Origin of the sequence: Actinomadura fulvescens (assembly GCF_039533225.1) — a bacterium.
Classification (GTDB): Bacteria; Actinomycetota; Actinomycetes; order Streptosporangiales; family Streptosporangiaceae; genus Spirillospora; species Spirillospora fulvescens.
Map to the genome: position 1 here is coordinate 757,102 of NZ_BAAATD010000001.1, position 24,656 is coordinate 781,757.

Annotated in this window: 22 protein-coding genes and 1 pseudogene; 14 read left to right on the forward strand and 9 right to left on the reverse strand. The window is 72.7% G+C overall.

Annotated features, from left to right (window positions below):
- Nucleotides 1–69: 69 nt before the first annotated feature.
- Nucleotides 70–921: an oxygenase MpaB family protein gene (locus tag ABD333_RS03540; protein ID WP_344537595.1), complete on the forward strand. Its 852-nt coding sequence runs from the start codon at nt 70–72 to the stop codon at nt 919–921.
- 33 nt (nt 922–954) lie between these two features.
- Here ABD333_RS03540 and ABD333_RS03545 read toward each other — a convergent pair whose 3' ends face one another.
- From ABD333_RS03545 to ABD333_RS03565, 5 genes are all read right to left on the reverse strand, one after another.
- Complete coding sequence (locus ABD333_RS03545) at nt 955–1,251, reverse strand: metal-sensitive transcriptional regulator (RefSeq protein ID WP_344537597.1); 297 nt, start codon at nt 1,249–1,251, stop codon at nt 955–957.
- A gap of 141 nt (nt 1,252–1,392) precedes the next feature.
- The gene (locus ABD333_RS03550; protein ID WP_344537598.1) at nt 1,393–1,986 is read right to left on the reverse strand and encodes a histidine phosphatase family protein; all 594 of its coding nucleotides are present in this window, start codon (nt 1,984–1,986) and stop codon (nt 1,393–1,395) included.
- Between the two features lie 20 nt (nt 1,987–2,006).
- Nucleotides 2,007–3,122 (reverse strand): alanine dehydrogenase, encoded by a 1,116-nt coding sequence (gene ald / locus ABD333_RS03555; RefSeq protein WP_344537600.1) that lies wholly within the window; start codon nt 3,120–3,122, stop codon nt 2,007–2,009.
- 208 nt (nt 3,123–3,330) lie between these two features.
- Nucleotides 3,331–4,140, reverse strand: coding sequence for an SAM-dependent methyltransferase (locus ABD333_RS03560; protein WP_344537602.1), 810 nt, complete (start codon nt 4,138–4,140; stop codon nt 3,331–3,333).
- Between the two features lie 36 nt (nt 4,141–4,176).
- Nucleotides 4,177–5,358, reverse strand: a complete 1,182-nt coding sequence (locus tag ABD333_RS03565; RefSeq protein WP_410558606.1) for a glycerate kinase — start codon at nt 5,356–5,358, stop codon at nt 4,177–4,179.
- Between the two features lie 165 nt (nt 5,359–5,523).
- Here ABD333_RS03565 and ABD333_RS03570 point away from each other — a divergent pair, with 165 nt between their 5' ends.
- Nucleotides 5,524–6,072, forward strand: a complete 549-nt coding sequence (locus ABD333_RS03570; protein WP_344537605.1) for a MauE/DoxX family redox-associated membrane protein — start codon at nt 5,524–5,526, stop codon at nt 6,070–6,072.
- A 39-nt stretch (nt 6,073–6,111) separates the two neighbouring features.
- Here ABD333_RS03570 and ABD333_RS03575 read toward each other — a convergent pair whose 3' ends face one another.
- Nucleotides 6,112–7,563: an NCS2 family permease gene (locus ABD333_RS03575; protein ID WP_344537607.1), complete on the reverse strand. Its 1,452-nt coding sequence runs from the start codon at nt 7,561–7,563 to the stop codon at nt 6,112–6,114.
- 102 nt (nt 7,564–7,665) lie between these two features.
- Nucleotides 7,666–7,995, reverse strand: coding sequence for a hydroxyisourate hydrolase (uraH, locus tag ABD333_RS03580; protein ID WP_344537609.1), 330 nt, complete (start codon nt 7,993–7,995; stop codon nt 7,666–7,668).
- Between the two features lie 89 nt (nt 7,996–8,084).
- Between uraH and ABD333_RS03585 the strand changes: the two are divergent.
- The 8 genes and pseudogenes from ABD333_RS03585 to ABD333_RS03620 all read left to right on the forward strand — a co-directional run.
- Nucleotides 8,085–8,408 (forward strand): annotated as a pseudogene (locus ABD333_RS03585) (PucR family transcriptional regulator); the annotation flags it as partial.
- A gap of 25 nt (nt 8,409–8,433) precedes the next feature.
- Nucleotides 8,434–9,750 (forward strand): tetratricopeptide repeat protein, encoded by a 1,317-nt coding sequence (locus tag ABD333_RS03590; protein ID WP_344537611.1) that lies wholly within the window; start codon nt 8,434–8,436, stop codon nt 9,748–9,750.
- Nucleotides 9,751–9,817: 67 nt separating this feature from the next.
- Nucleotides 9,818–11,425 carry an AMP-binding protein gene (locus ABD333_RS03595; RefSeq protein WP_344537613.1) on the forward strand — a complete coding sequence of 536 codons (1,608 nt, stop codon included), beginning with the start codon at nt 9,818–9,820 and terminating at the stop codon, nt 11,423–11,425.
- Between the two features lie 90 nt (nt 11,426–11,515).
- Nucleotides 11,516–12,094 (forward strand): copper resistance CopC family protein, encoded by a 579-nt coding sequence (locus ABD333_RS03600; protein WP_344537615.1) that lies wholly within the window; start codon nt 11,516–11,518, stop codon nt 12,092–12,094.
- Nucleotides 12,091–14,118 carry a bifunctional copper resistance protein CopD/cytochrome c oxidase assembly protein gene (locus ABD333_RS03605; RefSeq protein WP_410558607.1) on the forward strand — a complete coding sequence of 676 codons (2,028 nt, stop codon included), beginning with the start codon at nt 12,091–12,093 and terminating at the stop codon, nt 14,116–14,118. Before ABD333_RS03600 ends, ABD333_RS03605 begins: the two co-directional genes overlap by 4 nt.
- A 76-nt stretch (nt 14,119–14,194) precedes the next feature.
- On the forward strand, nt 14,195–15,430 hold the full coding sequence (locus ABD333_RS03610; RefSeq protein WP_344537618.1) for a sensor histidine kinase: 1,236 nt from the start codon (nt 14,195–14,197) through the stop codon (nt 15,428–15,430).
- Complete coding sequence (locus ABD333_RS03615) at nt 15,427–16,080, forward strand: response regulator (protein WP_344537620.1); 654 nt, start codon at nt 15,427–15,429, stop codon at nt 16,078–16,080. Before ABD333_RS03610 ends, ABD333_RS03615 begins: the two co-directional genes overlap by 4 nt.
- A gap of 59 nt (nt 16,081–16,139) precedes the next feature.
- Complete coding sequence (locus tag ABD333_RS03620) at nt 16,140–17,690, forward strand: FAD-binding oxidoreductase (protein WP_344537622.1); 1,551 nt, start codon at nt 16,140–16,142, stop codon at nt 17,688–17,690.
- An 11-nt stretch (nt 17,691–17,701) separates the two neighbouring features.
- On the opposite strand, the gene ABD333_RS03625 is transcribed toward ABD333_RS03620, so the two are convergent.
- Nucleotides 17,702–18,763, reverse strand: a complete 1,062-nt coding sequence (locus ABD333_RS03625; RefSeq protein ID WP_344537624.1) for a S1C family serine protease — start codon at nt 18,761–18,763, stop codon at nt 17,702–17,704.
- A gap of 183 nt (nt 18,764–18,946) precedes the next feature.
- Between ABD333_RS03625 and ABD333_RS03630 the strand changes: the two genes are divergently transcribed.
- Nucleotides 18,947–20,041: a baeRF3 domain-containing protein gene (locus ABD333_RS03630; RefSeq protein WP_344537626.1), complete on the forward strand. Its 1,095-nt coding sequence runs from the start codon at nt 18,947–18,949 to the stop codon at nt 20,039–20,041.
- Between the two features lie 57 nt (nt 20,042–20,098).
- Here ABD333_RS03630 and ABD333_RS03635 read toward each other — a convergent pair whose 3' ends face one another.
- On the reverse strand, nt 20,099–21,865 hold the full coding sequence (locus ABD333_RS03635) for a hypothetical protein (RefSeq protein WP_344537628.1): 1,767 nt from the start codon (nt 21,863–21,865) through the stop codon (nt 20,099–20,101).
- A gap of 100 nt (nt 21,866–21,965) precedes the next feature.
- Between ABD333_RS03635 and ABD333_RS03640 the strand changes: the two genes are divergently transcribed.
- The 3 genes from ABD333_RS03640 to ABD333_RS03650 are packed head-to-tail and all read left to right on the forward strand — an operon-like array spanning nt 21,966 to nt 24,651.
- On the forward strand, nt 21,966–22,640 hold the full coding sequence (locus tag ABD333_RS03640) for a response regulator (protein ID WP_344537630.1): 675 nt from the start codon (nt 21,966–21,968) through the stop codon (nt 22,638–22,640).
- A gap of 5 nt (nt 22,641–22,645) precedes the next feature.
- Complete coding sequence (locus ABD333_RS03645; RefSeq protein WP_344537631.1) at nt 22,646–24,103, forward strand: sensor histidine kinase; 1,458 nt, start codon at nt 22,646–22,648, stop codon at nt 24,101–24,103.
- Nucleotides 24,100–24,651, forward strand: coding sequence for a hypothetical protein (locus ABD333_RS03650; protein ID WP_344537633.1), 552 nt, complete (start codon nt 24,100–24,102; stop codon nt 24,649–24,651). Before ABD333_RS03645 ends, ABD333_RS03650 begins: the two co-directional genes overlap by 4 nt.
- Nucleotides 24,652–24,656 lie beyond the last annotated feature (5 nt).

Consider the following 24,656-nt stretch of genomic DNA (forward strand, 5'->3'; position numbering starts at 1 on the left):
GTGTGATTCCCTCGGCCGCGGGGCGGGCTGACCTGAGCGAGGGGCCGGCCGAGGCGAAAGGCGGACCAGGTGGATGACGACGACTACGGGCTGTTCGGGCCCGGTTCGGTGACCTGGCGGATCATGGGCGAGCCGGTGCTCGTGGTCGGCGGCGTCCGGGCGCTGCTGCTGCAGGCGCTCCATCCGCGGTCGATGTGGGGCACCGCGCAGAACTCCGAGCTCATGGACCCGCAGGCCGCGTGGGCGCGGCTGAGCAGGACCGTCGAGTTCGTGCGCGTCCGCACCTACGGCACGCAGGCCGAGGTCGACCGCGTCGGCCGCCGGGTCCGCAAGCTGCACTCCAAGCTGACCGGGCTCGACATGCGCACCGGCGAGACCTTCCGTGTCGACGACGTGGAGAACCTGCTCTGGGTCCACCTGGGCGAGGTCGACTCCTACCTGGACGTCGCCCGCCGTGCCGGGGTGCCGCTGTCGGCCGCCGACGCCGACCGGTTCGTCGACGAGCAGCGGCGCGCCGCCGAGGTGGTCGGGCTCGATCCCGCCGTCGTCCCGGCCTCGGTGGCCGAGATGAAGGAGTACTACGAGGGGATGCGCCCGCGGATCTGGGCGTGCAGGGAGGCCCGCGTGGGGCTGCGCCGCATGTTCAACCCGAACGTGCCGCGGCAGCTGCTGCCGCTCAAGCTGGCGGCGCCGGGCATCGGGATGCTGGTCGTCTCCACGCTGCCGCGCTGGGCGCGCCGGATGTACGGGCTGCCCGGCCTCCCGACCTCGGACCTCGCCGCGACGCTGACCCTCAAGGGCCTCTACCGCACCACGCGGGTCCTGCCGGACCGGTACCGGTACTCGCCGGACGCCAAGCGCGCACGCGAGCTCACCCGCGAGCACCAGGAGGCGATCACCACCTGGTCGATGGCCTCGTGAGACACGCCGCGTCGACGAGCGTCCGTCACAAGGTCAGCCGCGGCGCATGAGACGGCCCACCGCGGCCATCAGCTCGGTGGACATGAGGTCGCTCTTGCCCTCCTCGGCGCCTTCGGCCACGCAGTGCCGCACGTGCCCGTCCAGCAGCCCGAGCGCGACCTTGTCGAGCGCCGCCTGGATGGCGCTGATCTGGGTCAGGATGTCGATGCAGTAACGGTCGTCCTCGACCATCCGCTCGATGCCGCGGACCTGCCCCTCGATCCGGCGCAGCCGGGTCTGGAGCTGGTCCTTGGTGGCGGTGTAGCCGCGGGTCGGAGTGTCGGTCGCCATCGTCGCCCTCGCAATCCATGCCTGCTTCGGCAGGGGTGCCTGCCCGTGAACGCCCGCCGGAGCGGCGTTACCCCCCAGGGGGTATCCTACCCGCTCGGGCCGGTGGCGGGGCCTGCGCCAGTGGGAGCTACGCCGGTGGGGCTACGCCGGTGGCGGGACGTTCCAGGACGTGATCACGGGCCGGTCGTGCTCGGTGCCGAGCGTGGAGACCGTGCCGGTGTCCAGCGCGAACAGCCGTCCCTGGGCGGGCTCCAGCCCCAGCCAGCGCGCCGTGAGGACGCGCAGCACGTGGCCGTGCGCGACCAGGGCCACGTCGCCGTCGGCCAGCAGCGGCCGGACCCGCGCCAGCACCGCGTCGACGCGTTCGCCGACCCGCTCGACGCTCTCACCCGGATGGTCAGCGTCGCCGGGGATCACGCCGTCGTCCCAGAGGTACCAGCCCGGCCGCTCCTCGCGGATGGCGGCACTGGTGATGCCCTCGTAGCCGCCGTAGTCCCACTCCCAGAGATCGGGATCGACGTCGTCCACCGTCAGCCCGGCGAGCTCGGCCGTGCGGCGGGCGCGTTCGGCCGGGCTGGTGACGACGTGGACGGGATGCCGCTCCGCCATCAGCGCAGCCACCGTACGGGCCTGCTCCTCACCGCGCGCGGTGAGCGGGAGGTCGGTCCGACCGGTGTGGCGCCGGTCCCGGCTCCACTCGGTCTCGCCGTGCCGCAGGATGATCAGTTCCCCCATGGGGTCTCACTGTACGGGGGTCAGGCGAGAACCTCGGAGACCGGGGTGAAGCCGAGGCCGTGGGCGTCGGCCACCTGGTCGTAGGTCAGCCGGCCGTTGTGGGTGTTGAGGCCGAGTGCCAGCGCGGGGTCGTCGCGGAGCGCCTGCTGCCAGCCCTTGTCGGCGATCGCCACGGCGTACGGAAGCGTGACGTTGGTCAGCGCGTACGTCGAGGTGTTGGGCACCGAGCCCGGCATGTTGGCCACGCAGTAGAAGACCGACTCGTGCACCTTGTAGGTGGGGTCGGCGTGCGTGGTGGGCCGGGAGTCCTCGAAGCAGCCGCCCTGGTCGATCGCGATGTCGACCAGCACCGAGCCGGGCTTCATGTGCGCGACCAGGGCGTTGGAGATCAGGGTCGGGGCCTTCGCGCCGGGGATCAGCACGGCGCCGATCACCAGGTCGGCGGCGCGGGCCTCCTGCTCGACGGTGTAGGCGTTCGACACCAGGGTCTTGAGCCGGCCCTGGTAGATGGCGTCGATCTGGCGGAGCCGGTCGACGTTGACGTCCAGGATCGTGACGTCCGCGCCCATCCCGACGGCGATCTGGGCGGCGTTGAGCCCGGAGACGCCGCCGCCGATGACGACGACCTTGGCGGGGGCGACGCCCGGGACGCCGCCCGGCAGGACGCCGCGGCCGCCGTTGAAGCGCATCAGGTTGTAGGCGCCCACCTGCGGCGCGAGCCGGCCGGCCACCTCGGACATGGGGGCCAGCAGGGGCAGCGAGCGGCTGGGCAGCTGGACCGTCTCGTAGGCGATGGCGGTCACCCCGGACTCCAGCAGCGCGTCGGTGCACTCGCGGGAGGCGGCGAGGTGGAGGTAGGTGAACAGGGTCTGGCCGCGGCGCATCCGGTGGAACTCGTCGGCGATGGGCTCCTTGACCTTCAGGATCAGGTCGCCCTCGGCCCACACCTCGTCGGGCCCGTCGAGGATCTTGGCCCCCGCCCCGGCGAACTCCTCGTCCGGGATCTGCGAGCCCAGGCCCGCGCCGCGCTCGACGAACACGTCATGCCCGTGGCGCGCGAGCTCGTGCACCCCCGCGGGGGTGATGGCCACCCGGTATTCGTGGTTCTTGATCTCACGCGGAACGCCGACCTTCACGATGTCCTCCGACGGTACCCGTGGTCGTCGTTGACCAGGGAGCTGACCAGGATGTACGCCTACAGGGTGCGGTGCGGCGCCATCCCTCTGCCATGTTCAACGTGTACCGGCATTCCCCGCATTCCTAACATGATGTAAACCGCCGCAGGTCCGGTGGCCGGGCCGGCGGCGGAGCGGGGTCTGCGAACGGAGGCCTTGCGACCGGAGGTCAGGGTTTACGGGCGATACCGCCGTACATGAGCCGCTGGCCCACCGTCAGATCCGCGGGCACGTCGCCGTCCGGCCGCCACAGCGGCAGGGGCACCACGCCGGGCTCCAGGAGCTCCAGACCGGCGAAGTACGCGGTGATCTCCTCGGGGGTACGGAACCGTCCGGTGCCGAGCAGGGACAGGTACTGGGCCTCGGCGTCGCGCGCCTCCTGGCTGGACGCGCAGAAGTGCGTCACGAACAGATGGCTGCCCGAGGGCACCGCGTCCATCAGGGTGTCGACGATCTCCTGCGGGCCCTCGTCGTCGTGCAGGTGGTGCAGGATGCCGACGAGCAGCACGGCCACCGGCCGGTCGAAGTCGATGAGGCGCCGCACCTCGGCGTTCGCCAGCACCTTCGCCGGTTCGCGCACGTCGGCGGTCACGACCGTGGTCCGGTCGTTCTCGGCGAGCAGGGCCCGGCCGTGCGCGAGCACGATGGGATCGTTGTCGACGTACACGACCTGCGCGTCGGCGGCGGTGGCCTGCGCGACCTGGTGGGTGTTCTCCACCGTCGGCAGGCCGGAGCCGATGTCGAGGAACTGGCGGATGCCCGCCTCGGCGGTCAGGTACCGCACGCCGCGGCCGAGGATCTCGCGGTTGTACGCGGCGACGTCGTAGATCTCGGGGACGACCTTGACGATCTCACGGACGAACGCCCGGTCGACCTCGAAGTTGTCCTTGCCGTTCAAGACCACGTCGTACGCCCGGGCGATGCTGGGCTTGGAGACGTCGATTCCCATGGACGCCCAGTCGTACTGCTGCTCCGCCATCGGCAGTTCCCCTGTTCAGTTCGCGTTGGAACGATCTTAAACGCGCGGGCCGCGCGGCGGCAGCCATTCGTCGGCGATCGCGACGGTGAGCTGTTCGAGCAGCGGGCCCGCCTGGCGCCGGCACCGGTCGGGGTCGGGCTCGATGTCGGTGAGCACGTACGCGGCCTGGATGCGGGCCCGGCGCAGCTGCTCGCCGGTCAGCCCGCGCCGCCCCGCCACGGCCACCACCGGCACGTCGGCCCGCGCTCCGGCCCTGGCCACCCCCACCGACGGCCTGCCGCGCAGCGTCTGGACGTCGAGCGTGCCCTCGCCTGTGACGATCAGCCGCGCGCCCCGGGCCTTGTCGGCGAATCCGAGCAGCTCCAGCAGCAGGGCCATGCCCGGCTCGAACCGGGCGCCGAGGAACGTCAGGGCCGCGAACCCGACGCCCCCGGCCGCGCCCGCGCCGGGCCGGTCGCGGGTGGGTCTGCGGGACGCCGCCTCGGCCAGGTCGGCCCAGCGGCGCAGGCCCGCCTCGAGAATCCGTATCTCCTCCCTGCTCGCGCCCCTGCGCGGGCTGTGCTGCCCCAACGACGAAGCGGCGGCGCCGTTGCGGCCGAAGAGCGGTTCGACGCCGTCGCCCGCGAGGACGATCGTGACGCCGGACAGGTCGGGCAGCGCGCGCAGGTCCAGGGCGTGCAGCGAACGCAGCGCCGCGCCGCCCGGCGGCAGGTCCCGGCCCGTGGCGTCGAGCAGCCGGCCGCCGAGGCCCTGGACGAGGCCCGCGCCGCCGTCGGTGCAGGCGCCGCCGCCGAGGCCCAGCACGATCCGCCGCGCTCCCAGCCGCAGCGCGTGCGCGACCAGCTGACCGGTGCCCAGGCTGGTCGCGGTGAGCGGCGCCGGCTTGCCGGCGGGAAGCCGCCGCAGTCCCGAGGCCTGGGCGAGCTCCACCACCGCGGTGCGCCCGTCGATCGCCAGGGCGGCGGTGACGGGGCGGCCGGTGGGCCCGCACACCTCCACCTCGACCCGCCGGTAGCCCGCCACGACGGCGGCCTCGGCGGTGCCGTCCCCGCCGTCGGCGACCGGCAGCTCGACGACGGGCACCGCGGGCCGGGCGCGGCGCAGCCCGATGGCGAGATGGCGGGCCACCTCGGGCGCGGTGAGCGTCCCCGCGAACCTGTCCGGCGCGAGCAGCACGTGACCGCGCGGGGGCGGATCGGGGGGATTGTCCGCGGACACCAACTGCCAGCCTTTCACGCAGGGGGGTAAGGCCCTACCTTCTGCTTACGCCATGACGGCACTATTTGACACCCAGAACTTCGTCGGCGGCGTTCGAATTGGAGTACGCGAGGAACCCGATTCCCACCTCTTGACTCCCGTCCCGCCCGGATTCATGATCGCCCGGTGGAGTACGTCGCGTTCGGGGCCCGCGTCCTGATCTGCCTGATCTTCGCCGTCTCGGCCGCCGGCAAGCTGCGCGGCCGGGCTGCGTTCACCGAGTTCACCCGGACGACCCGCGTTCTGCTCGCCGCGGCCCTGCGGCGGCGCGAGGTGGGCCGCACGGCCGCCGTGTGGACGGGCCGCGTCGTCGTCGCGGCGGAGGTCGCGGCGGTGCCGCTCGTCCTGGCCCCGGTCACGGCCGTGGCCGGGCTGGGTCTGGCCGCCGCGCTGCTCGCCGCGTTCGGCGTGGCCATGGCCGCCGCGCTCCGCGGCGGGGTGAGCACCTCGTGCCGGTGCTTCGGCGCGAGCACGGCCCCCATCGGATGGCGGCACGTCGCGCGCAACGCGCTGCTCGTCTGCGTGGCGGTGGCGGGTCTGGCCGCCGCCTCCACGGTCGGCTCACCGCCTCCCGCCGGGATGGCGCTCGCGGCCGTCTCCGCCGCCGTCCTCGCGCTGCTGGTGATACGGCTGGACGACCTGTACGACCTCTTCGCCGCCCCGAACGTCCGCTGACGACGCGGCCGTGGGGCCGGGGCCGTGGGGCCGATCCGTCTACTTCACGCCCAGCCAGTCCTCGATGGGGCTGATGGCGAAGAAGAGCAGGAAGAGCACGACGACCGGCCAGAGCCAGATGGAGACCGCACGCCACTGCCCCCGGGCGGCCTGGACGACGGCGTAGCTCACCACGCCCATGCCGATGCCGATCGTGATCGAGAACGTGAACGGCATGAAGATGATCGTGAGGAACGCCGGGACGGCGATGCCCAGGTCGTTCCAGTCGAGCTTGGCGACCTGCGTCATCATCAGCGCGCCGACCAGCACCAGTGCCGGCGCGGCGGCCTGGGCGGGGACGACCGCGGCCAGCGGGGTCAGGAAGAGCGCGACGGTGAACAGCGCGCCGGTGGCGAGGTTGGCCAGTCCGGTGCGGGCGCCCTCGCCCACCCCGGCCGCCGACTCCACGAAGACGGTGTTGGCCGAGGAACTGGTGACGCCGCCCAGCGAGGCCGACAGCCCGTCCACGGTGAGGACACGGCCCAGCCTCGGCACCTCGCCGCGCTCGTTGACCAGCCCGGCCTCGTCGCTGATGCCGAGGATCGTGCCCATGGCGTCGAAGAAGCCCGAGAGCACGAGGGTGAACAGCACCACGAGCGCGGTGATGACCCCGGCGCGCCCGAACCCGCCGAACAGGTCCACCTGGCCGAACAGGCCGAAATCGGGAGCGGCGAAAAGCTTGTCGGGCATGTCCGGGGTGACGACGCCCCAGCCGCCCTCGCGGATCGACGCGTTCTCCTGGATGATCACGGCCAGCGCGGTGGCGGCGACGATGCCGATCAGGATCGCGCCCGGCACCTTCCGCACGTACAGCACGACCATGAGCACCAGGGAGAACGCGAACACCACGGCCGGCCACGTCTGCAGGTGGCCGCCGGTGCCGAGGGCGAGCGGCGGGCTCTGGTCGCTGGAGGTCACGAAACCCGCGTCGATCAGGCCCACGAGCGCGATGAAGCAGCCGATGCCCACCGCGATCGCGTGCTTGAGCGCCAGCGGGATCGCGTTCATGATCCGTTCCCGTACGCCGGAGACGGCCAGCAGCACGATGATGACGCCCTCGATCACGACCAGGCCCATCGCCTGCGGCCAGGTCATCACCGGCGCCGCCTGGAAGGCGACCACCGCGTTGATGCCGAGGCCCGCGGCCACCGCGAGCGGCGTGTTGCCGACCAGGCCCATGATGACGGTGGCGATCGCTGCCGAGAGCGCCGTCATGGTGGTGAGCTGCGGGATCGACAGGCTCGCGCCCGTGACGTCCTTCGCCCCGCCCAGGATGATCGGGTTGAGCAGGATGATGTAGGCCATCGCGAAGAACGTGGTGACGCCGCCGCGGAGCTCGCGGGCGACGGTGGTCCCGCGTCCGGTCAGGTCGAAGAACCTGTCCAGCGGGCCGCGCGGGCCGCCCGCGGGCGGCGGGCCGTCGGTGGTCCCGGCGGTCTTGGCGTGCGACATCTACCGTGCTCCGAATCCGGTGCGGGGCGAAGAAACGAGCACACCCTAACTGCCCGTGACTCGATACGGCCGAACCGGTATCCATGTAACGGTCTGTTCAGATCAGCTGCCGCGATAGGTGGAATACCCGTACGGGCTGACCAGCAACGGCACGTGCTGGCGCGTCCCGCCGTCCGCCACGGCGAAGATCACGCACACCTCGGGGTAGAACGTCGTGACGCCGAGCCCGGTGAAGTACGGGCCGGTGCCGAACCTGAGCCGGTAGGTCCCGGTCTCCGGCGCCTCTCCGAGCGCCGTCCAGCGGCCGTCGTCGTCGGTCACGCCCTCCGCGAGGGACTGCCAGGTGTCCCCGTCGTGACGGTCGAGCCGGACCGGCACCCCGGTGGCCGGACGCCCGCGATGGGTGTCGAGGACATGCGTGGACACAGTCATGCGAGCCAGTACAACAGCAAACTCTGGTGCGGAATCGACGCACCCCCTTCTGTACTGCGAAGGGACGCCCTGTATAGCCTGCCGAGGTGCGAATGCGAGAGTTGGTCGGGGAGGTCGACTCGTACGCGCTGCTCCTGGCATCCGTGCCGGAGCAGGTGCGCTGGTCGTTCCGTACGCGACTGCTGGGCCCGCTGGAGGAGTACGACTCCGACAAGCGTGCCGACCTCGTGCACACGCTGGAGATGTTCCTGGCCTGCTCGGGCTCCTGGAGCCGCACCGCGACGCGGCTGCATGTCCATGTGAACACGCTTCGGTACCGGATCCGGCGAATCGAGGAACTAACCGGGCGGGATCTCGGCACACTGGAAGATCGAGTTGATTTCTTCCTCGCCCTGCGCGCGACGCAGCGGTGAGAACGCGGTAGGCGGTGGTCACACGATGGATCGGGAGACACTGGGACAGCGCATCCGGGCGTTGCGCATCAGGCAGGGCGTCAGCCAGGCCCAGCTGGCGTTCCCGGAGCTGTCCGACAGCTACATCTCGCTGATCGAGAGCGACAAGCGGGTGCCGGCGCCGAGCGTTATCGAACTGCTCGCCGCCAAGCTGAGCTGTTCGCCGACGTACCTGGTCAGCGGGGTCAGCGAGGACGTGGTCGACGAGCTCAGGGTGACGCTCGACTACGCCGAGATCGCCCTGCAGAACGGCGCGGCGGCCGAGGCGCGGGCGCGTTTCGCCGACGTCCTGGCCAACGCCGACGCGGTAGCGCTCCCAGAGATGCTGCACCAGGCGCGCTGGGGCCACGCCCTGGCGCTGGAGGCGGCGGGCGAGCTGGAGGAGGCGATCGCCGGGCTGCGGGCGCTGACCGCCGAGGCCTCCGCCGACGCCGATCTCGACCACTGGTCCAAGGTGCATGTCGCGCTCAGCCGCTGCCTGCGGGAACGCGGCGACATCAGCGCCAGCGTGCAGGTCGCCGAGGAGGCGCTGCGGCACCTCATCGCGATCGGCGCCGACTCGACCGACGCCGCCGTGCACCTGGGCGCCGCGCTGCTCGCCGCGTTCATCGAGCGCGGCGATCTGGTGCGCGCCCGCCAGCTCGCCGACCAGCTGATCGAACGGGCCGAGCGGATCGGCAGCCCGCGTGCCCGTATGGCCGCCTACTGGGAGGCCGCCTACGTCGCCGAGGTGCGCGGCGAGTACGAGGAGGGCGTCGCCCTGGCCGAGCGCGCGCTCGTGCTGGCGGGTGAGGAGCCCGAGGGCGGGCTGAGCGCCGACCCGCGCAACCTGCACCGGCTCCGGATCGCCTACGCCGGGCTGCTGCTGCGGGCGCGGCCCGACCAGGCGGGCAACGCCCACGACCTGCTCACGCGGGTGCGCGGCGAGATCAACGCCAGTGCCGCCGGCGAGATCGACGTCGCCTGGTGCCTGACCGAGCTGGCCCGCGCCGAGATCGCGCTCGGCCGTCCCGGCGAGGCGGCCGAGCTGGCCGAGCAGGCGCTCGACCTCCTCGGCGACGCCCCGCGCCGCGCCACCGCCTGGGCCCTCACGGTCCTGGGGGAGGCATGCGTGCGCCTCGGCCGCCGCGACCGCGCCATCGACGTGCTCACCCGCGCCGCGACCCATCTGGAGGAGATGGAGTCCTCCCGGGAGGCCGCCCAGGCGTGGTTCGACCTGGCCGAGCTGCTCGCCGAGACGGGCGCCGCGGACGAGCCCCGCATGGCCGCCTACCGCCGCGCCCTCACCTGCGCGGGCGTCTAGGGGGAGGGCGCCGAGGCGCGTTCCGGAGGTCTTGACCAAGCGATCGCTTGGGTGACACGCTCGCCGGGTGGCGAACGTGACCTTCGCGGACCTGCTGCTGGCGCGGGCCGGCGACGAGCACACCGGACTGCGCTTCGAGGACGAGTCGTACACCTGGGCCGAGGTCGTCACGGCGGCCCGGCGCCGCGCCGGGCTGCTGTCACCCGGCACGCACGTGGGCGTCCTGCTGGAGAACGTGCCGGAGTACGTCTTCTGGATAGGCGCGGCGGCCCTGGCCGGCGCCACGGTCGTGGGCATCAACCCGACCCGGCGCGGCCAGGAGCTCGCCGCCGACATCCGCCACACCGACTGCGAGCTCATCGTCACCGACACCGCCCATGCCACGCTCCTGGAAGGCCTGGACACCGGCGCCGGCCGCGTCCTGCTGGCCGACCTCATGGCCGAACCGCCGCCGCCCGCCGAGCCCGCCCGGGTCGACGCCCGGGACCGGTTGCTGCTGCTTTTCACTTCCGGTTCCACGGGGGCGCCCAAGGCGGTGTCGTGCGGTCAGGGCAGGCTCGCCTCGATCGCGGTGATGTCGGAGAGGATGGGCATCACCCGCGACTCCGTCACCTACATCGCGATGCCGCTCTTCCATGGCAACGCGGTCATGGCCAATCTCGCTATGGCCGTGCACGCGGGGGCGACCGTGGCCCTACGCCGGAAGTTCTCCGCCTCGGGATTCCTGCCTGACGTACGGCGGTTCGGCGTCACGTACTTCAATTACGTCGGCCGTGCCCTCGCCTACATCCTGGCCACCCCAGGACACCCGGACGATGCCGACAACACCCTCCAGGCCTGCTTCGGCACCGAGGCCTCAGCCCAGGACCTGGCGCGCTTCAGTGCCCGCTTCGGCTGCCGGATCATCGAGGGCTACGGCTCCAGCGAGGGCGCCATCTCCCTGCAGAAGACGCCCGAGACGCCCCCGGACGCCCTCGGCGTGCCACCGCCCGGCGTCGAGGTGGCCGTGCTCGATCCCGAGACGGGCGCCGAATGCCCGCGCGCACGGTTCGATGATCACCACGGCCTGCTCAACCCCGAGGCCATCGGCGAGATCGTCGGCCTGAACGTGGCGTCGGCGTTCGAGGGCTACTACAAGAACCCGCAGGCGGACGCCGAACGGGTGCGGGACGGCAGGTACTGGAGCGGCGACCTCGGCTACCGCGACGAGAAGGGCTTCTTCTACTTCGCCGGACGCGGCGCCGACCGCCTCCGGGTGGACAGCGAGAACTTCGCCGCCGCCCCGGTCGAGCGCGTCCTGTCCCGCTGGCCCGCCGTCGTCATGTGCGCCGTCTATCCCGTGCCCGACCCGCGCACGGGCGACCAGGTCATGGCCGCCCTCGAACTCCACGGCCCGTTCGACCCGGCCGCCTTCGCCGCGTTCCTGGCCGCCCAGCCCGACCTCGGCACCAAGTGGGCCCCGCGTTTCGTCCGCATCGTGCCCTCCATGCCGCTCACCGCCACGGGCAAGGTCGACAAGCGTCCCCTGCGCCGCCAGCACTGGGAGGCCGCCGACCCCGTCTGGCACCGCCCCGGCCGCGCGCTGGCCTACGAACGGCTCGGCCCCGCCCGCGCCGGCGCCTTCCGCGCCGAATTCGGCTCCCACGGCCGCCTCCACCTCCTCACCACCCTGTGACCCATCGCTTCACGACCCCTGGCGCACCCACGGCGGAGGCGCAATAGGGTGTGGATGGCTTCCGTTCCTACTGGAGAATCCCGGCCTCCTATGACGACCACCACACCGAGCGCGCCGTTCCGGCGCGCTGGTCTTGTCACCGCACTGCTCCTGCTGTTCGGAGTGGTCTTCGCCACGCCCGCGCTGGCCCACACCCGGCTGACCAGCAGCACTCCGGGCAAGGACGCCACCGCCGCGGGGGTGAGCCAGGTCGAGCTGGTCTTCAGCGACACGATCAGCATGGCGAAGGTGCTGATCAAGGACGACAGGGGCAAGGAGTTCCAGGCAGGGGAGGCCGCGCGGTCCGGGCCCAAGGTCACGCAGAAGGTGGCGGGCACTCTCCCGGCCGGCACCTACACCGTGGCGTACGCGGTGGTGGGCGAAGACGGCCACCGGATCGAGAAGGCGGACCTGAAGTTCACCGCGACGGCGAACGCCGGCGTCGCCGCCGAGCCCGCCGCGGCCGGGTCGCCCGCGCCCGAGGCGCCCGAGGCGCCCGAGGCGGCCGAGGGGTCCGGTGGCGGCGCCACGTGGATCATGATCGTGGTCGGCGGGCTGGTCGGCATCGGCATCGGGATCGGCATCGTGGTGCGGGCCAAGAACAAGCACGGCTCGTCCGGCGGTGAATGAAGGTGAATAAGGGAGCGCCGGCCGTCCTGCGGGTCGCTGTGATCGCCGTCGCGGCGGCGGTCGCCACGCTGGTCGCCGGGCTCGTGCTCGGCGGGTCGGTGGCGGAGAAGGTCATCCCCGGGCTCGGTGACGCGGGCACGGTGACGCGCTGGGGGCTGCCGGTCTCCCGCCTGCTGATGGACCTGTGCGCGGCCGTGACCGTGGGCACGCTGCTCGCGGCGGCCGTCCTGCTGCCGATCAGCGGCGGCCGGGCGGCGACGCTCTCCGACGACGCCGTGGGCTACCTGCGGGCCGGCTCCTGGGTCGCCGCCGCGTGGGCCGCGGCGGCCGCGGCGACGCTGATCTTCACGGTCGCCGACGTGCTCGGCGAGCCGGTGAGCCAGGTCGTCACCGGCAGCGAGCTCAGCGCCTACGTGGGCCAGCTTCCGCAGGGCACCGCGCTGATGCTGGTCGTGCTGCTCGCGGTCGTCGTCGCGCTGCTGGCCCGGACGACGGCCACGCCCGGCGCGGCGTTCGGGCTCCTCGTCCTGGCGATGGCGGCCCTGCTGCCACCGCCGCTGACCGGGCACGCGGCCTCGGCGGCCAACCACTCGGTGGCCGTCACGGGCGTCGCGCTGCACGTCGCGGCCGTGGTGCCGTGGGTCGGCGGGCTCGGACTGCTGGTGGTGCACGCGCTCACGAGGCGCGACAAGCTGGAGGTCATGGCCGACCGGTTCAGCCGGATGGCCCTGTGGTGCTACGTCATCGTCGGCACCAGCGGCCTGGTCAACGTGATCGCGCGCCTGCCCGACCCGGCGGAGCTGCTGAGCACCGACTACGGGCGGCTGGCCCTCGGCAAGATCGCGTTCTTCGTGGTGCTCGGCTGGTTCGGCTGGTGGCACCGCGAACGCACGCTCCCGGCCGTGGCCGCGCGCAAGCCGCTGGCGTTCACCCGGCTCGCCGGCGTCGAGGCCGCGGTGATGGCCGCGACCATGGGGCTCGCGGTGGCGCTGGCGCGCACCGCGCCGCCCGCGCCGGCCGAGGAGGAGTCGCGGGTCAAGGCGCTCACCGGGTACGACATGCCGCCCGAGATCACGCCGGGACGGCTGGCGTCCCTGTGGACGTTCGACCTGTTCTTCGCCGTGCTCGTGGTCGCGCTGGGCGGGCTCTACGTGGCCGGGGTGGTGCGGCTGCGGCGCCGCGGCGACGCCTGGTCGATGGGACGCACCGTCTCGTGGTTCATGGGGCTGCTCACCATCGTCGCGGTCACCGAGACCGGCGTGGCGCGCTACGCGCAGGTGCTGTTCAGCGTGCACATGGTCCAGCACATGGTGCTGTCGATGCTGACGCCGATCTTCCTGGTCATGGGAGCGCCGGTGACGCTGGCGCTGCGCGCGTTCAAGCCCGCCAGGATCCGCGGTGACCGAGGGCCGCGCGAGTGGCTGACCGTGGCCCTGCACAGCAAGGGCGCCGCGTTCGTCGCGCACCCGGGAGTGGCCACGGTGATCTTCGTGGCGAGCACGTTCGCGCTGTACTTCACCTCGCTGTTCGAGGGCGCGATGCGCAACCACCTCGGGCACATGGCGATGGGCATCCACTTCCTGCTCTCGGGGACGCTGTTCTTCTGGGTGCTGATAGGCGTGGACCCGGCGCCCAAGAAGCTGCCCTATCCGGGCCGCATCCTGCTGCTGTTCGTGACGATGCCGTTCCACGCGTTCTTCGGCCTCGCGCTGATGAACCTGGGGCAGCCGCTCGCGCAGGCCTGGTACACCGCCGTCAACCCGCCCTGGGGCACCTCGGTGATCAAGGATCAGCACACCGGCGGCGCCATCGCCTGGGGCTTCGGCGAGATCCCCACGTTCATCGTGCTGGTCGTGCTGGCCTTCCAGTGGTACTTCGACGACCAGCGGCAGGCCAGACGGCTGGACCGCAAGGCCGACCGCGCCGCCGCCGGGGACGGGGGCCAGGAGGGCGACGAGCTGGCGGCCTACAACGCGCGGCTGGCCAAGCTCGCCGAGAAGGACGACCAGAGCCGCAAGGGCTGACGTTCCCCCGTACGGGTGAAGCGGCGCCGGACCTGCGGGGGAGTCCCGGTGCCCGCTGATCTGCGAGGATCGTGGCGTGTCCCTGGTCCTGCGCCGCCTCACCGACAAGACCACCTGGCGACGATGGTCCTATCTCGTCGTCGGTGGCGCGCTGCTCATGCCCTACTGGTTCCTCGGCATGCTGCTCGTGGGGTTCGTCCCGCTGCTGCCCGACAACTGGATCTCGGCCGTGGCGGTGCTCATCACGCCGATCTTCGCGGCCTTCGTCACCGGGCTGGTCCCGACCGTGCGCCCGCTGGAGAGCGTGGCGGCCCGGGAGCTGCTCCGGGGCGCGAGCAGCGAGCTGAACGCGCGGCCACCGGACACCTGGGAGTCGCGGGGGCGCGCGGGGGCCTGGTTCAGCCTCCACCTGCACGTCGGTGTCGTGATCGCGGCGATGAGCCTGGCGATCCCGCCGTTCGCCATCGCTCTGCTGCTCTTCCCGTTCGTCGACATGGGCCGCTTCACTGACGAGGCGCCGCTGCGCGACTGGAAGCACAGCGCGTGGGCATGGCTCGGCCCTCCCGCCGGGCTGCTGATGGTGTTCGTGCTGATCGCGCTGATCATCGCGGCGGGGGAGACGCTGAGCCGGCTGGCGCCGCTCTTCCTCGGCCCGTCGCCCTCCGAGCGGCTGGCCGAGCTGGAGAGCAGGGCCGTGAAGCTGGCCGAGCGCAACCGGCTGGCGCGCGAGCTGCACGACTCGGTGGGCCACGCGCTGAGCGTGGTGACCCTGCAGGCCGGGGCGGCCGGGCGGGTGCTCGACACCGACCCGGCGTTCGCCCGCGAGGCGCTCGGCGCGATCGAGGAGTCGGCGCGGTCCGCGCTGGAGGACCTCGACCACGTGCTGGGCCTGCTGCGCGAGGACGCGTCGACGCGCACCGCCCCCCAGGCCACGCTCAAGGACGTGGACCGTCTCCTGGAGCAGACCCGGATCGCGGGCGTGAAGCTCGACGCCGAGGTGGCCGAGGACGTCGAGCAGGTGCCGCCGGCGGTGTCGCGCGAGGCCTACCGGATCGTCCAGGAGGCCCTGACCAACGCGCTGCGGCACGCGGGCAGGGTGCCGGTGCGGCTGCGCATCACCATCGGCGGGGACCAGCTGGAGATCGACGTGAGCAATCCGCTGGGCGGCGCGTCCGCCGGGCACCACAGCGGCGGGCGCGGGCTGGACGGCATCCGCGAACGGGTGACCGTGCTGCGCGGACACATGATCGCGGGCGTGGACGACGGCCGGTGGCGCGTCGCGGTCACCCTGCCCCTAAGGTCGGGGTCATGACCATAAGGGTGCTTCTGGTGGACGACGAGCGGCTCATCCGGGCAGGTCTGGCGGCCATCATCAATGCCGAGCCGGACCTGCGCGTGGTGGGCGAGGCGGCCGACGGCGCCGACGTGCCCGCCGAGGTGAAGCGGCTCGACCCGGACGTGATCCTCATGGACGTGCGGATGCCCAAGCTCGACGGCATCCAGGCGACCCGGCGCATCATGGAGAGCTCGGCGGAGCCGCCCCGGGTCATCGTCGTCACGACGTTCGAGAACGACGAGTACGTCTACGACGCGCTCAAGGTCGGCGCCAGCGGGTTCCTGCTCAAGCGGACCCGGCCCGAGGACATCCTCCAGGCCATCCGCATGGTCGCGCACGGCGACACGTTGCTGTTCCCGGCGGCGATCCGGTCGCTGGCCGCGGCGCACGGCGGCGCGGCGAAGGGCGGCGGCGCGCGCTGGCACGCCCAGCTGACCGAACGCGAGGCCGACGTCCTGCGGCTGATGGCCAAGGGACACTCCAACGCCGAGATCGCCACCGAGCTGTTCGTCAGCCCGCAGACGGTCAAGACCCACGTCGGCAACGTGCTGGGCAAGCTCCAGGCCCGGGACCGCACCCAGGCCGTGATCCTCGCGTACGAGACGGGCTTCATCACCCCGGGCTGATCACGCCGAGCTGATCACCCGGGGCTGACGCGGGCGGGCCGACGCGAGAGGGTCTGACCATGAGACGCAGGAGCCACTGGGCGTGGGGATACGCCGACGAGGAGCCGGGGCCCGCCGACATCGCGGCGGCGGCCGAGCTGATGGGCGCCGTGACGGGCTTCGATCTCGACGGTGAGATCGAGGCGCCGGTCCCGCTGGACGCCGTCCGGCTGCGCCCGCCGAGGGTCGCGCCGCCGCCGCTGCCGTTCTGCACGACCGAGCCGTACGAGCGGATCTCCCACACCTACGGGCAGGCCTACCGTGACCTCGTACGGGCCTTCCGCGGCCGTTTCGACGATCCGCCGGACGTGGTGGCGCGGCCGGGCGACGAGCACGACCTCATCCGCGTCTTGGAGTGGGCCGAGAACACCGGCGTCGCCGTCATTCCCTACGGCGGCGGCACGAGCGTCGTAGGCGGAGTGGAGCCCCGTGGCCTCGGTCCCAGCGTCAGCCTCGACCTCACCCGGCTCGACCGGGTGCTGGAGGTCGACGAGGTGTCGCTGGCGGCCCGGGTCCAGGCGGGCATGCTCGGACCGGACCTCGACCGCCACCTCGGCGGCCACGGCCTCACCCTGCGGCACTTCCCGCAGTCGTACGAGCTCTCCACGCTGGGCGGCTGGATCGCCACCCGGGCGGGCGGGCACTTCGCCACGCTCGCGACCCACATCGACGACCTGGTCGAGTCGATCCGCGCGCTCACCCCGCGCGGCGTCTGGGAGTCGCGGCGCGTGCCGGGCTCGGGCGCGGGCGTCTCGCCGGACCGGATGCTGCTCGGCTCGGAAGGCGTGCTCGGTGTGATCACCGAGGCCTGGGTAAGGGTGCGGCCCCGGCCCGCGCACCGCGCGTCCGCCGCGGTGCGGTTCCCGTCGTTCGAACGCGCGGCGGAAGCGGTACGGGCGATCTCGCAGTCCGGGCTCCACCCGGCCAACTGCCGGTTGCTCGACCCGGCCGAGGCGCGCCTGACGTCGGGCGGCGACGGTACGTACGCGCTGCTCATGCTCGGGTTCGAATCCGCCGATCACCCCGTGGACGCCTGGATGGACCGCGGCCTAGAGCTCGTCCGCGCACACGGCGGGACATGGGACGAGGTCCGCTCCGGCGGCGGCGGGCAGGGCGGCGCCTGGAAGGACGCGTTCTTGCGCATGCCGTACCTGCGCAACGCCTATCCCGCCATCGGCCTGGTCGCCGAGACCTTCGAGACCGCCGTCACCTGGGACCGGTTCGCCGCGTTCCACACCGCCGTCATCGGTGCCGTACGGGACGCGCTCGGTGGCGAGGGGATCGTCACGTGCCGCTTCGCGTTCACCTATCCGGACGGCCCGGCCCCGTACTTCACCGTGCTCGCGCCCGCCCGGCGCGGCGACGAACTCGCCCAGTGGGACGGGATCAAGCGGGCGGCGGGGGAGGCGATCCTCGCGGCGGGCGGCACCATCACCCACCACCACGCGGTCGGCCGCGACCACCGGCCCTGGTACGACCGGCAGCGCCCCGATCCGTTCGCCGCCGCCCTCCGCGGCGCGAAGGCCGCCGTGGACCCGGCGGCCATCCTTAACCCCGGCGTCCTGGTCTAGCCCGGGAGCGTCTAACCCGGGAGCTGGCCCAGGGTGACGTCGGTGGTCTTCCTGGTGCCGTCGGGCTGCTCGATCTCGACCTTGGCGGCGTCGCCCGGCTTGAGGGTGGCGAGCACCTCGGACAGGACGGTCTGGTTGGGCGTGGCGGTGCCGTTGACCGAAAGGATCAGTGAGCCGGGCCGGATTCCCGCCTTGTCGGCCGCGCCGCCCTTGGTGACGTCAACGACGCCGACCGCCGTCTGCCGCCCGCTGTCACGGTCGACGACCGTGCGGACGGTCACGCCCAGCGCGGCGCGGCCCGAGGCTCCGACCTTGCCGGACCGGATCAGCTGCGGTGCGATCGACTTGACCGTGTTGCTCGGGATGGCGAAGCCGATGCCCACGGCCGCGCCGCCCATCTGCGGGTCCGAGGCGGCCGCGGTCGGGATGCCGATGACCTCGCCGTTCAGGTTGACCAGCGCGCCGCCGCTGTTGCCGGGGTTGATCGGGGCGCTGGTCTGGATGGCGCCCGCCACCGTCGAGCCGGGGAACGCGCCCTCCTGCTTGGTGGAGACCGTCCGGCCGAGGGCCGAGACGATGCCGTTGGTGACGCTGCTCGACAGGCCCAGCGGGTTGCCCATGGCCAGCACCATCTGGCCGACCTTGAGCCCGCCGGAGTCGCCGAACGCGGCGGGCCTCGGCAGCTCGCCGCCGGACACCCTGACCACGGCCAGGTCGTCGGCCACGAAGGTGCCCACCAGTTCGGCCCGCAGCGGCGAGCCCCCGCTGGCGGTGGTGACCTCGATCTTCCGGGCGCCCGCGACGACGTGCGCGTTGGTGACGATGGCGCCCTTGTCGTCGAAGACCACGCCCGACCCCTCGCCCTGGTCGGTATCGATCTCCACGACGGCGGGCAGGACGGTGCCGACGACCTTCTCGAACTGCTGCTCGATCTGGCTCGCGGCGGAGCCGCCGGCCGCCGGGGCGCTCGTCGCCGCGACCGCCGCCTTCCTGCCCTCGCCGCCGCTGCAGCCCGTGAGCAGCGCCAGCCCGGCGAGCGCCGCGACGCCGGCCCTACTGATCCTCGTGTCCATCCGGAGCACCTCCCGGAGGAGGTTCTCCCCAGCCCCGCGGGGGGTCACCCGCCGGGCGCGCCCGGGCGACGTGATCTTGGTTCCGGCTTTAACCGGCCACGATCCGGAGGACCCTCTTACACCTCGTTTACCTGCCGCTCGTTACAAATGAGACGAGAGGGAACCACGACCGATCGGGGGATCATGGACGCCGTCACGCTGTCCGAGCTGCGCAAACCACGGACGTTCCCAGCGGTGTCGGTGCTGATGCCGACCAACCGCCGCGCGCCGGGCAACCGGCAGGATCCGATCCGGCTGCGCAATCTCCTCGCCGAGGTGCGCCGCCGGCTGCGCGCGGACGCGCGGGTGGCCCCCGCCGCCGTGGACGAGGTCGTCCGCGGTCTGGAGCGGGCGGCGGGCGAGGTGGACCTGCGGCACGCCGAGGACGGCCTCGTGCTGTTCGCCGCGCCGGACGGCGAGCACCATGCCTTCACCGTCGACCAGCCCGTGGACGAACGTGTGATCGTCGACACCACGTTCGCCACCCGGGACCTGGTCGCGGCCTACACCCGCACCCCGCGCTACTGGCTGCTGTCGATCTCCGACCAGCACACGCGGCTGTGGGACGGCCAGGGCGGCGAGCTCACCGAGATCACCCAGCACGGCTTCCCGGTCGGCCCGGCCGGCCAGGACGAGGAACAGGTCGTCCGGCGCGCCCCGCGCACCGCCCGGCACGGCGACGAGCAGCACCGGCAGCTGATCCGGGAGGTGGTCACGGCGCTCGACGGCGTGCTCTCCCTCGACCGGCGGCCCGTCATCGTCGCCGGGGTCACCCGCCACCAGGCGTTCTTCGACGAGCTCGCCGGCCCCGGCGTCACCGTCGCGGGCCGCATCGACGGCAGCTACGAGGGCACCTCGCCCGGGCGGCTCGCCGAGCTCGCCCGGCCGGTGCTGCACGCCTACGACGACCTCCGCGAGGTCGCGGTGCTCACCGAGCTGGAGGCGGCGCGCAGCATCCAGCGCTACGCCGGCGGGCTCGCCGAGGTCCTGTCCCTCGCCGAGGAGGGCCGCGGCGAGCACCTGGTGGTCGAGCGCGGCTACTACGCCCCGGCGGTGAAGACCGACGGCGAGCTCATCCCGGTGGACGGCCCGCTCGGCGCGCTCAAGGGCGCGGACGTCGTCGACGACGTCGTCGACAACATCATCGAGACCGTCCTGGAGTACGGCGGCGAGGTCACGTTCGTCTCCGACGGATTCCTGGTCGACCACGACCGCATCGCGCTCGTCACGCGCTTCTGATCGGGAACGGTCGATTTTTGGAACGATCCGATGCCCCGGGGCTCGTCCCCCGGGGCATCATCGTCGCCGTGGGCACGACGGAGCCCGCCAGGCCACCCACCCGTGGCCCCACGAGTCGCCCGTCGTGGCCGTCCAGCCGGCCGGACGTCGTGGCCAGGAGGCCCCCACGTCCGTCCCGGCGGGCCGGTTGACGACCACTGTGCAGACGCCCGGCCCCGGTGGTCCGGTGCGCGTGTCGACCCGCTCCAGCCGCGTCCACCAGACCGGGTACATCAGGATGATCCGCACTCCCCAGGACAGGGACCGGTCGATGGCCACCCGCCCGGCGGCCAGCGGGATGGGGGACGCGGGCGCCACCCGCTTCGTGCTCGTCCCCACGATGAAGGTCATCGCCGCCAGACTGACCGCCAGCAGCCCCGCCGCCACCGCTAGAACGTGCAGCCTCCGCAGGACGAGGAAGGCCGCCAGCAGCCCCATCGCCGACACCGAGGCCGTGGTCAGGTGGAACGCGTTCCGGTCGGCGGTCAGGAACGAGGTCTCGGGGAAGTCGAAGCCGATGAAGTGGGAGGTGCGGAGCCGGTCGCCCGCGTAGAGGGCCACCCAGGCGCCGCTGCCCGCCATGATGGCGGCCGCGCACGCCGCCAGCCCGGCCCGCTGCCGCCCGGTCGAACGGACCAGCGCGCCGATCCCGATGAGCGCGTGCACGAGCGCGAGGCAGGACAGGTACCGGCCATAGGCGAAGTTGCCCACCCGGTGCTCGTCGCTTAGCGCTGCGGACGAGGTGTAGGCGACGCCGAAGGTGGAGGCCAGCACGACGGCCGGAATCACGCGGCCCATGCCGTGCGACTCCCGCAGCCGGCCGCACAGGGCGGCGAGCAGCGCCACGAGCCCGACGCCCGCCAGGCCCCAGGTGGAGACGATGAGGTACCAGATCTGCCCGGCGGCCCCCGACCATGCCCACAGCTGGCCGTCGAGCGTTGTCAGGCGGGCCTCGATGTTGCCCGAGAGGTCCCGGACACCCTCGGGATACAGCGAGGCCTGGACGAGGCCGTGGAACGCCGAAACGGCCACGTAGCCGCCGACCGCCGCGCCGACGCCGGCCCTGGCCGCGAGGCGTCTCGCCACCACGCGGCCGGTGCGTGCCGCGGCGGCCTTCGGTGCCGTGTGATCTTTCTGTACCGCGAGGAAGAGAAGCGCGGCCGTGTGCACGCACAACAGGACCAGGCCGCGCGTGTGGACGGCGTACGCGTAGGAGGCGACGAGGCTCGACCCGGCCGCCCAGTACACGCCGCCGGTCCGGACGAACCGTTCGAGGAGCACGATCCAGCCGAGCACGATCACCGGCAGGACGGCGTCGGTCAGCGCGTACGCGCCGAAGAACGTCGTCGCCGGGAACAACGCCGCCGCCCACGCCAGAGCCAGCGCCGGACGCCGGGTGACGGCCATCCGGCGAAGGACCAGATAGCCGAGCGGGAACGCCGCCGCGGACACCAGGGCGTTGATGGCCATGACCAGGGTGTAGACGGTCACGGGATCGTCGGCGAGCCAGTAGGCGGGGGTGAGCAGCAGGGGATAGCCGCCCTGGTAGAACGTGTTGCCCGACAGGTCGCCGCCGGGTCCGCCGGCCAGCCACCGGGCGGCGATCAGGTAGCCGGTCTCGTCCGGGTTCGCTCCCGGCCCCGTCCGGGTGCGGGCGCACCAGAGCCGGATCAGCACCTGCCCGAGCCAGCCCGCGGCCAGGATCCACGGCAGGACGTTCCGGCGCCGCGGCCGGGATGCCGCCGCCTCGGACGCCGGACGGAGCCGCATGATCAGTTGCGCCATGCGACCCACCGTTCCGGCGGATTGTCGCGATCATGTCCGTCCGATGTCCGGATTTTGTGACATGCCGGGGGAAGGTCGTTCGTTGCCCGATAATGGGCCGGTGGCGAGCATCCTCTTCGTCGAAGACGACCCCTCCGCACGGGCGGCGCTGGAGATGGCGCTGCACCGGCTGGGCCACAGCGTGACCTCCCGGTGCACCGGAGAGGCCGGCCTGGAGGCGTTGCGGGCGCGGCGCCCGGAGATCGCCGTGCTGGACGTCATGCTGCCCGGCGTCGACGGGATCGAGACGTGCCGGCGCATCCGGCGCGACGACGACCTGCCGGTCATCCTGCTCACCGCGCGCGGCGACGACCTGGACGTGGTGCTCGGCCTGGAGGCGGGCGCCGACGACTACGTGGTCAAGCCGGTCGAGCCGCGCGTGCTCGACGCCCGCATCCGCGCGGTCCTTCGCAGGGCCGAGAAGGGGCACGCCGAACGCTCCGCCTACGGCGAGCTGGTCATCGACCGGGCCTCGCTCAAGGTCACAAAGGAGGGCGCCGACGTTCGGCTCACCCCCACCGAGCTGCGGCTGCTGCTGGAGCTGGCCCGCAGGCCGGGCCAGGCGATGACGCGCCAGCACCTGCTGGCCGCCGTCTGGGAGCACACCTATCCGGGCGACTCGCGGCTGGTGGACGCCTGCGTGCAACGCCTGCGCGCCAAGATCGAGGACGAGCCCGCCGAACCGCGCTTCATCGAGACCGTGCGGGGCTTCGGTTACCGGTTCGCCGGACGATGACGCCGATGAGGGCCGTCAACGGGCTGCGCGCCCGGCTGGTCGCCGCGTTCACCGCGGTGGCGCTGATGGCGTCGGTGGGCGCGAGCGGCCTGTCGTACGTGCTGGTCCGCCGGGAGATGGTGCAGCGTGCCCAGGAGACCGAGCTGACCTTCCTGCGCGAGACCCTGACCCGGACGGTGCCGGCCGAGCTTCCACCGGACGTCGCCGGGGATCTCGGCGTGGAGCTGGCCCAGGCGCTCAGGACGGTGGACGGGCGGCGCAAGGCGTACGTCAGGGCGCGGGGCACCGAGCAAGATCGTCCGGTGCCCCCTCCCGGCGCGCTGCATGCCCCGGTCTCGCCGGAGTTCGTCGAACGGGCCATGGACGAACTGGTCTTCCAACGTGTCGTCAGGGACGGGAACCCCTACCTCCTGATGGGCACCTCGGTCATGCAGTACACCGGCGATCCGCGGACCGAGGCCCCCGTCGTCCTCGTCTCGGTGAACCTTGAGGGCACGGCCCGCGAGCTGGCGTCGTTCGCGCGGTCGATCGCGCTCGCCGACGGGCTGGCCCTGCTGGCGGCGCTCGTCTTCGCCCTGCTCGCCAGCCGGGGGGTGCTCCGGCCGGTACGCCGGCTCGGCGGTGCCGCCCGCGCGCTCGGTGACGGCGAGCTGAGCACGCGGGTGTCGGTCCACGGCCAGGACGAGCTGGCCGATCTGGCGGTCACCTTCAACCGCACGGCCGAGGCGCTCGAACGGATGGTCACCGAGCTGCGCGCCAAGGACGCCGCCTCACGGCGTTTCGTCGCCGACGTCTCGCACGAGCTGCGGACGCCGCTCACCGCGATGGTCGCGGCCACCGAGGTGCTGGCCGAGGAGACGGCCTCCGCGGGGGACGGCGGTGCGGCCGCCCGGCTCGTGGCCGAGGAGACCCGCAGGCTCGGGACCCTGACCGAGCACCTGATCGAGATCAGCCGGTTCGACGCCGGGGCCGCGCTGCTCGTCCTCGACGACGTCGTGGTGGCCGAGGCGGTCGCGGCGACCCTGGCGGGCCGGGGCTGGACGGACCGGATCGAGGTCGCCGGCCCGGCCTGCCTCGTCGCCCGGCTCGACCCGCGACGCTTCGACGTCATCGTCGCCAACCTGGCCGCCAACGCGCTCAAGCACGGCCGGCCGCCGGTCCGGTTGTGCTTCGCCATCGCCTCGCGCGGGGAACGGGACGGGCTGGAGCTGACCGTGACCGACGACGGCCCCGGCATCCCGGCCGAGCTGCTCCCGGTGGTCTTCGATCGGTTCGTCAAGGCGGAGGCGGCCCGCTCGCGCAGCGAGGGAAGCGGGCTCGGCCTCTCGATCGCGCGCGAGAACGCCGTCCTGCACGGAGGGACGCTGGAGGTGGCCAACGCCACCGGCGGCGGCGCCGTCTTCACGCTGTGGCTGCCGTCGGCGCCGGAGGCGGGCCGCGTGAGCACGGAGGCGGCGTCATGAGAGGGGCCTGGTACGCGGCCGCGTCGGCGGCGGTTCTCACGATCGCGCTGACGGCGGTCGTCGTGAACGGCTACGGCATCCGGCCGAGCGGCGTCGTCGGCGGTGCGATGCCCACCGCCTCGGCCCGCACGGAGCAGATCACCCTGTTCCTGTTCAAGAAGGGCCGGCTCGTCGCGGTGAAGCGGCCCGGGATGCCGGACCGTCCCTACCTCGCGGTGTCCCAGCTGGGCGTGCCCCTCACCGAGGACGAACGCGCCGAGGGGCTGAGCACGCGAGTCCCGAGAATGAACCTCTGGGCCCAGGAGCCGATCAACGAGCTGCCTCCCGGCACGGCGGGTTCCCCCGGTGGGGGCGGCATCGCGATGCTTTTCATGGACATCATCCCGGGACGGGAGGTCCGGCTGCCGCGTGAAGCACTCGCGCAGATCGCCTGCACCGCCGAGGCGATCCCGGGGCAGCGGGGCATCCCCCGTTTGGGCAGCGCTCCCGAAACCCAGAAACTGAGATGGCGGGAGCTGCGGTGCGACGACTACCGGGACCTGCGCTGACGGTC

Coding starts and splice junctions, on each gene's coding strand:
- ABD333_RS03545 (WP_344537597.1), bottom strand. CDS start 1,251: ATGGCGACCGACACTCCGACCCGCGGCTACACCGCCACCAAGGACCAG.
- ABD333_RS03550 (WP_344537598.1), bottom strand. CDS start 1,986: ATGGGGGAACTGATCATCCTGCGGCACGGCGAGACCGAGTGGAGCCGG.
- ABD333_RS03560 (WP_344537602.1), bottom strand. CDS start 4,140: ATGGCGGAGCAGCAGTACGACTGGGCGTCCATGGGAATCGACGTCTCC.
- ABD333_RS03575 (WP_344537607.1), bottom strand. CDS start 7,563: ATGTCGCACGCCAAGACCGCCGGGACCACCGACGGCCCGCCGCCCGCG.
- uraH (WP_344537609.1), bottom strand. CDS start 7,995: ATGACTGTGTCCACGCATGTCCTCGACACCCATCGCGGGCGTCCGGCC.
- ABD333_RS03590 (WP_344537611.1), top strand. CDS start 8,434: ATGGATCGGGAGACACTGGGACAGCGCATCCGGGCGTTGCGCATCAGG.
- ABD333_RS03600 (WP_344537615.1), top strand. CDS start 11,516: ATGACGACCACCACACCGAGCGCGCCGTTCCGGCGCGCTGGTCTTGTC.
- ABD333_RS03605 (WP_410558607.1), top strand. CDS start 12,091: ATGAAGGTGAATAAGGGAGCGCCGGCCGTCCTGCGGGTCGCTGTGATC.
- ABD333_RS03615 (WP_344537620.1), top strand. CDS start 15,427: ATGACCATAAGGGTGCTTCTGGTGGACGACGAGCGGCTCATCCGGGCA.
- ABD333_RS03620 (WP_344537622.1), top strand. CDS start 16,140: ATGAGACGCAGGAGCCACTGGGCGTGGGGATACGCCGACGAGGAGCCG.
- ABD333_RS03625 (WP_344537624.1), bottom strand. CDS start 18,763: ATGGACACGAGGATCAGTAGGGCCGGCGTCGCGGCGCTCGCCGGGCTG.
- ABD333_RS03630 (WP_344537626.1), top strand. CDS start 18,947: ATGGACGCCGTCACGCTGTCCGAGCTGCGCAAACCACGGACGTTCCCA.
- ABD333_RS03635 (WP_344537628.1), bottom strand. CDS start 21,865: ATGGCGCAACTGATCATGCGGCTCCGTCCGGCGTCCGAGGCGGCGGCA.
- ABD333_RS03645 (WP_344537631.1), top strand. CDS start 22,646: ATGAGGGCCGTCAACGGGCTGCGCGCCCGGCTGGTCGCCGCGTTCACC.
- ABD333_RS03650 (WP_344537633.1), top strand. CDS start 24,100: ATGAGAGGGGCCTGGTACGCGGCCGCGTCGGCGGCGGTTCTCACGATC.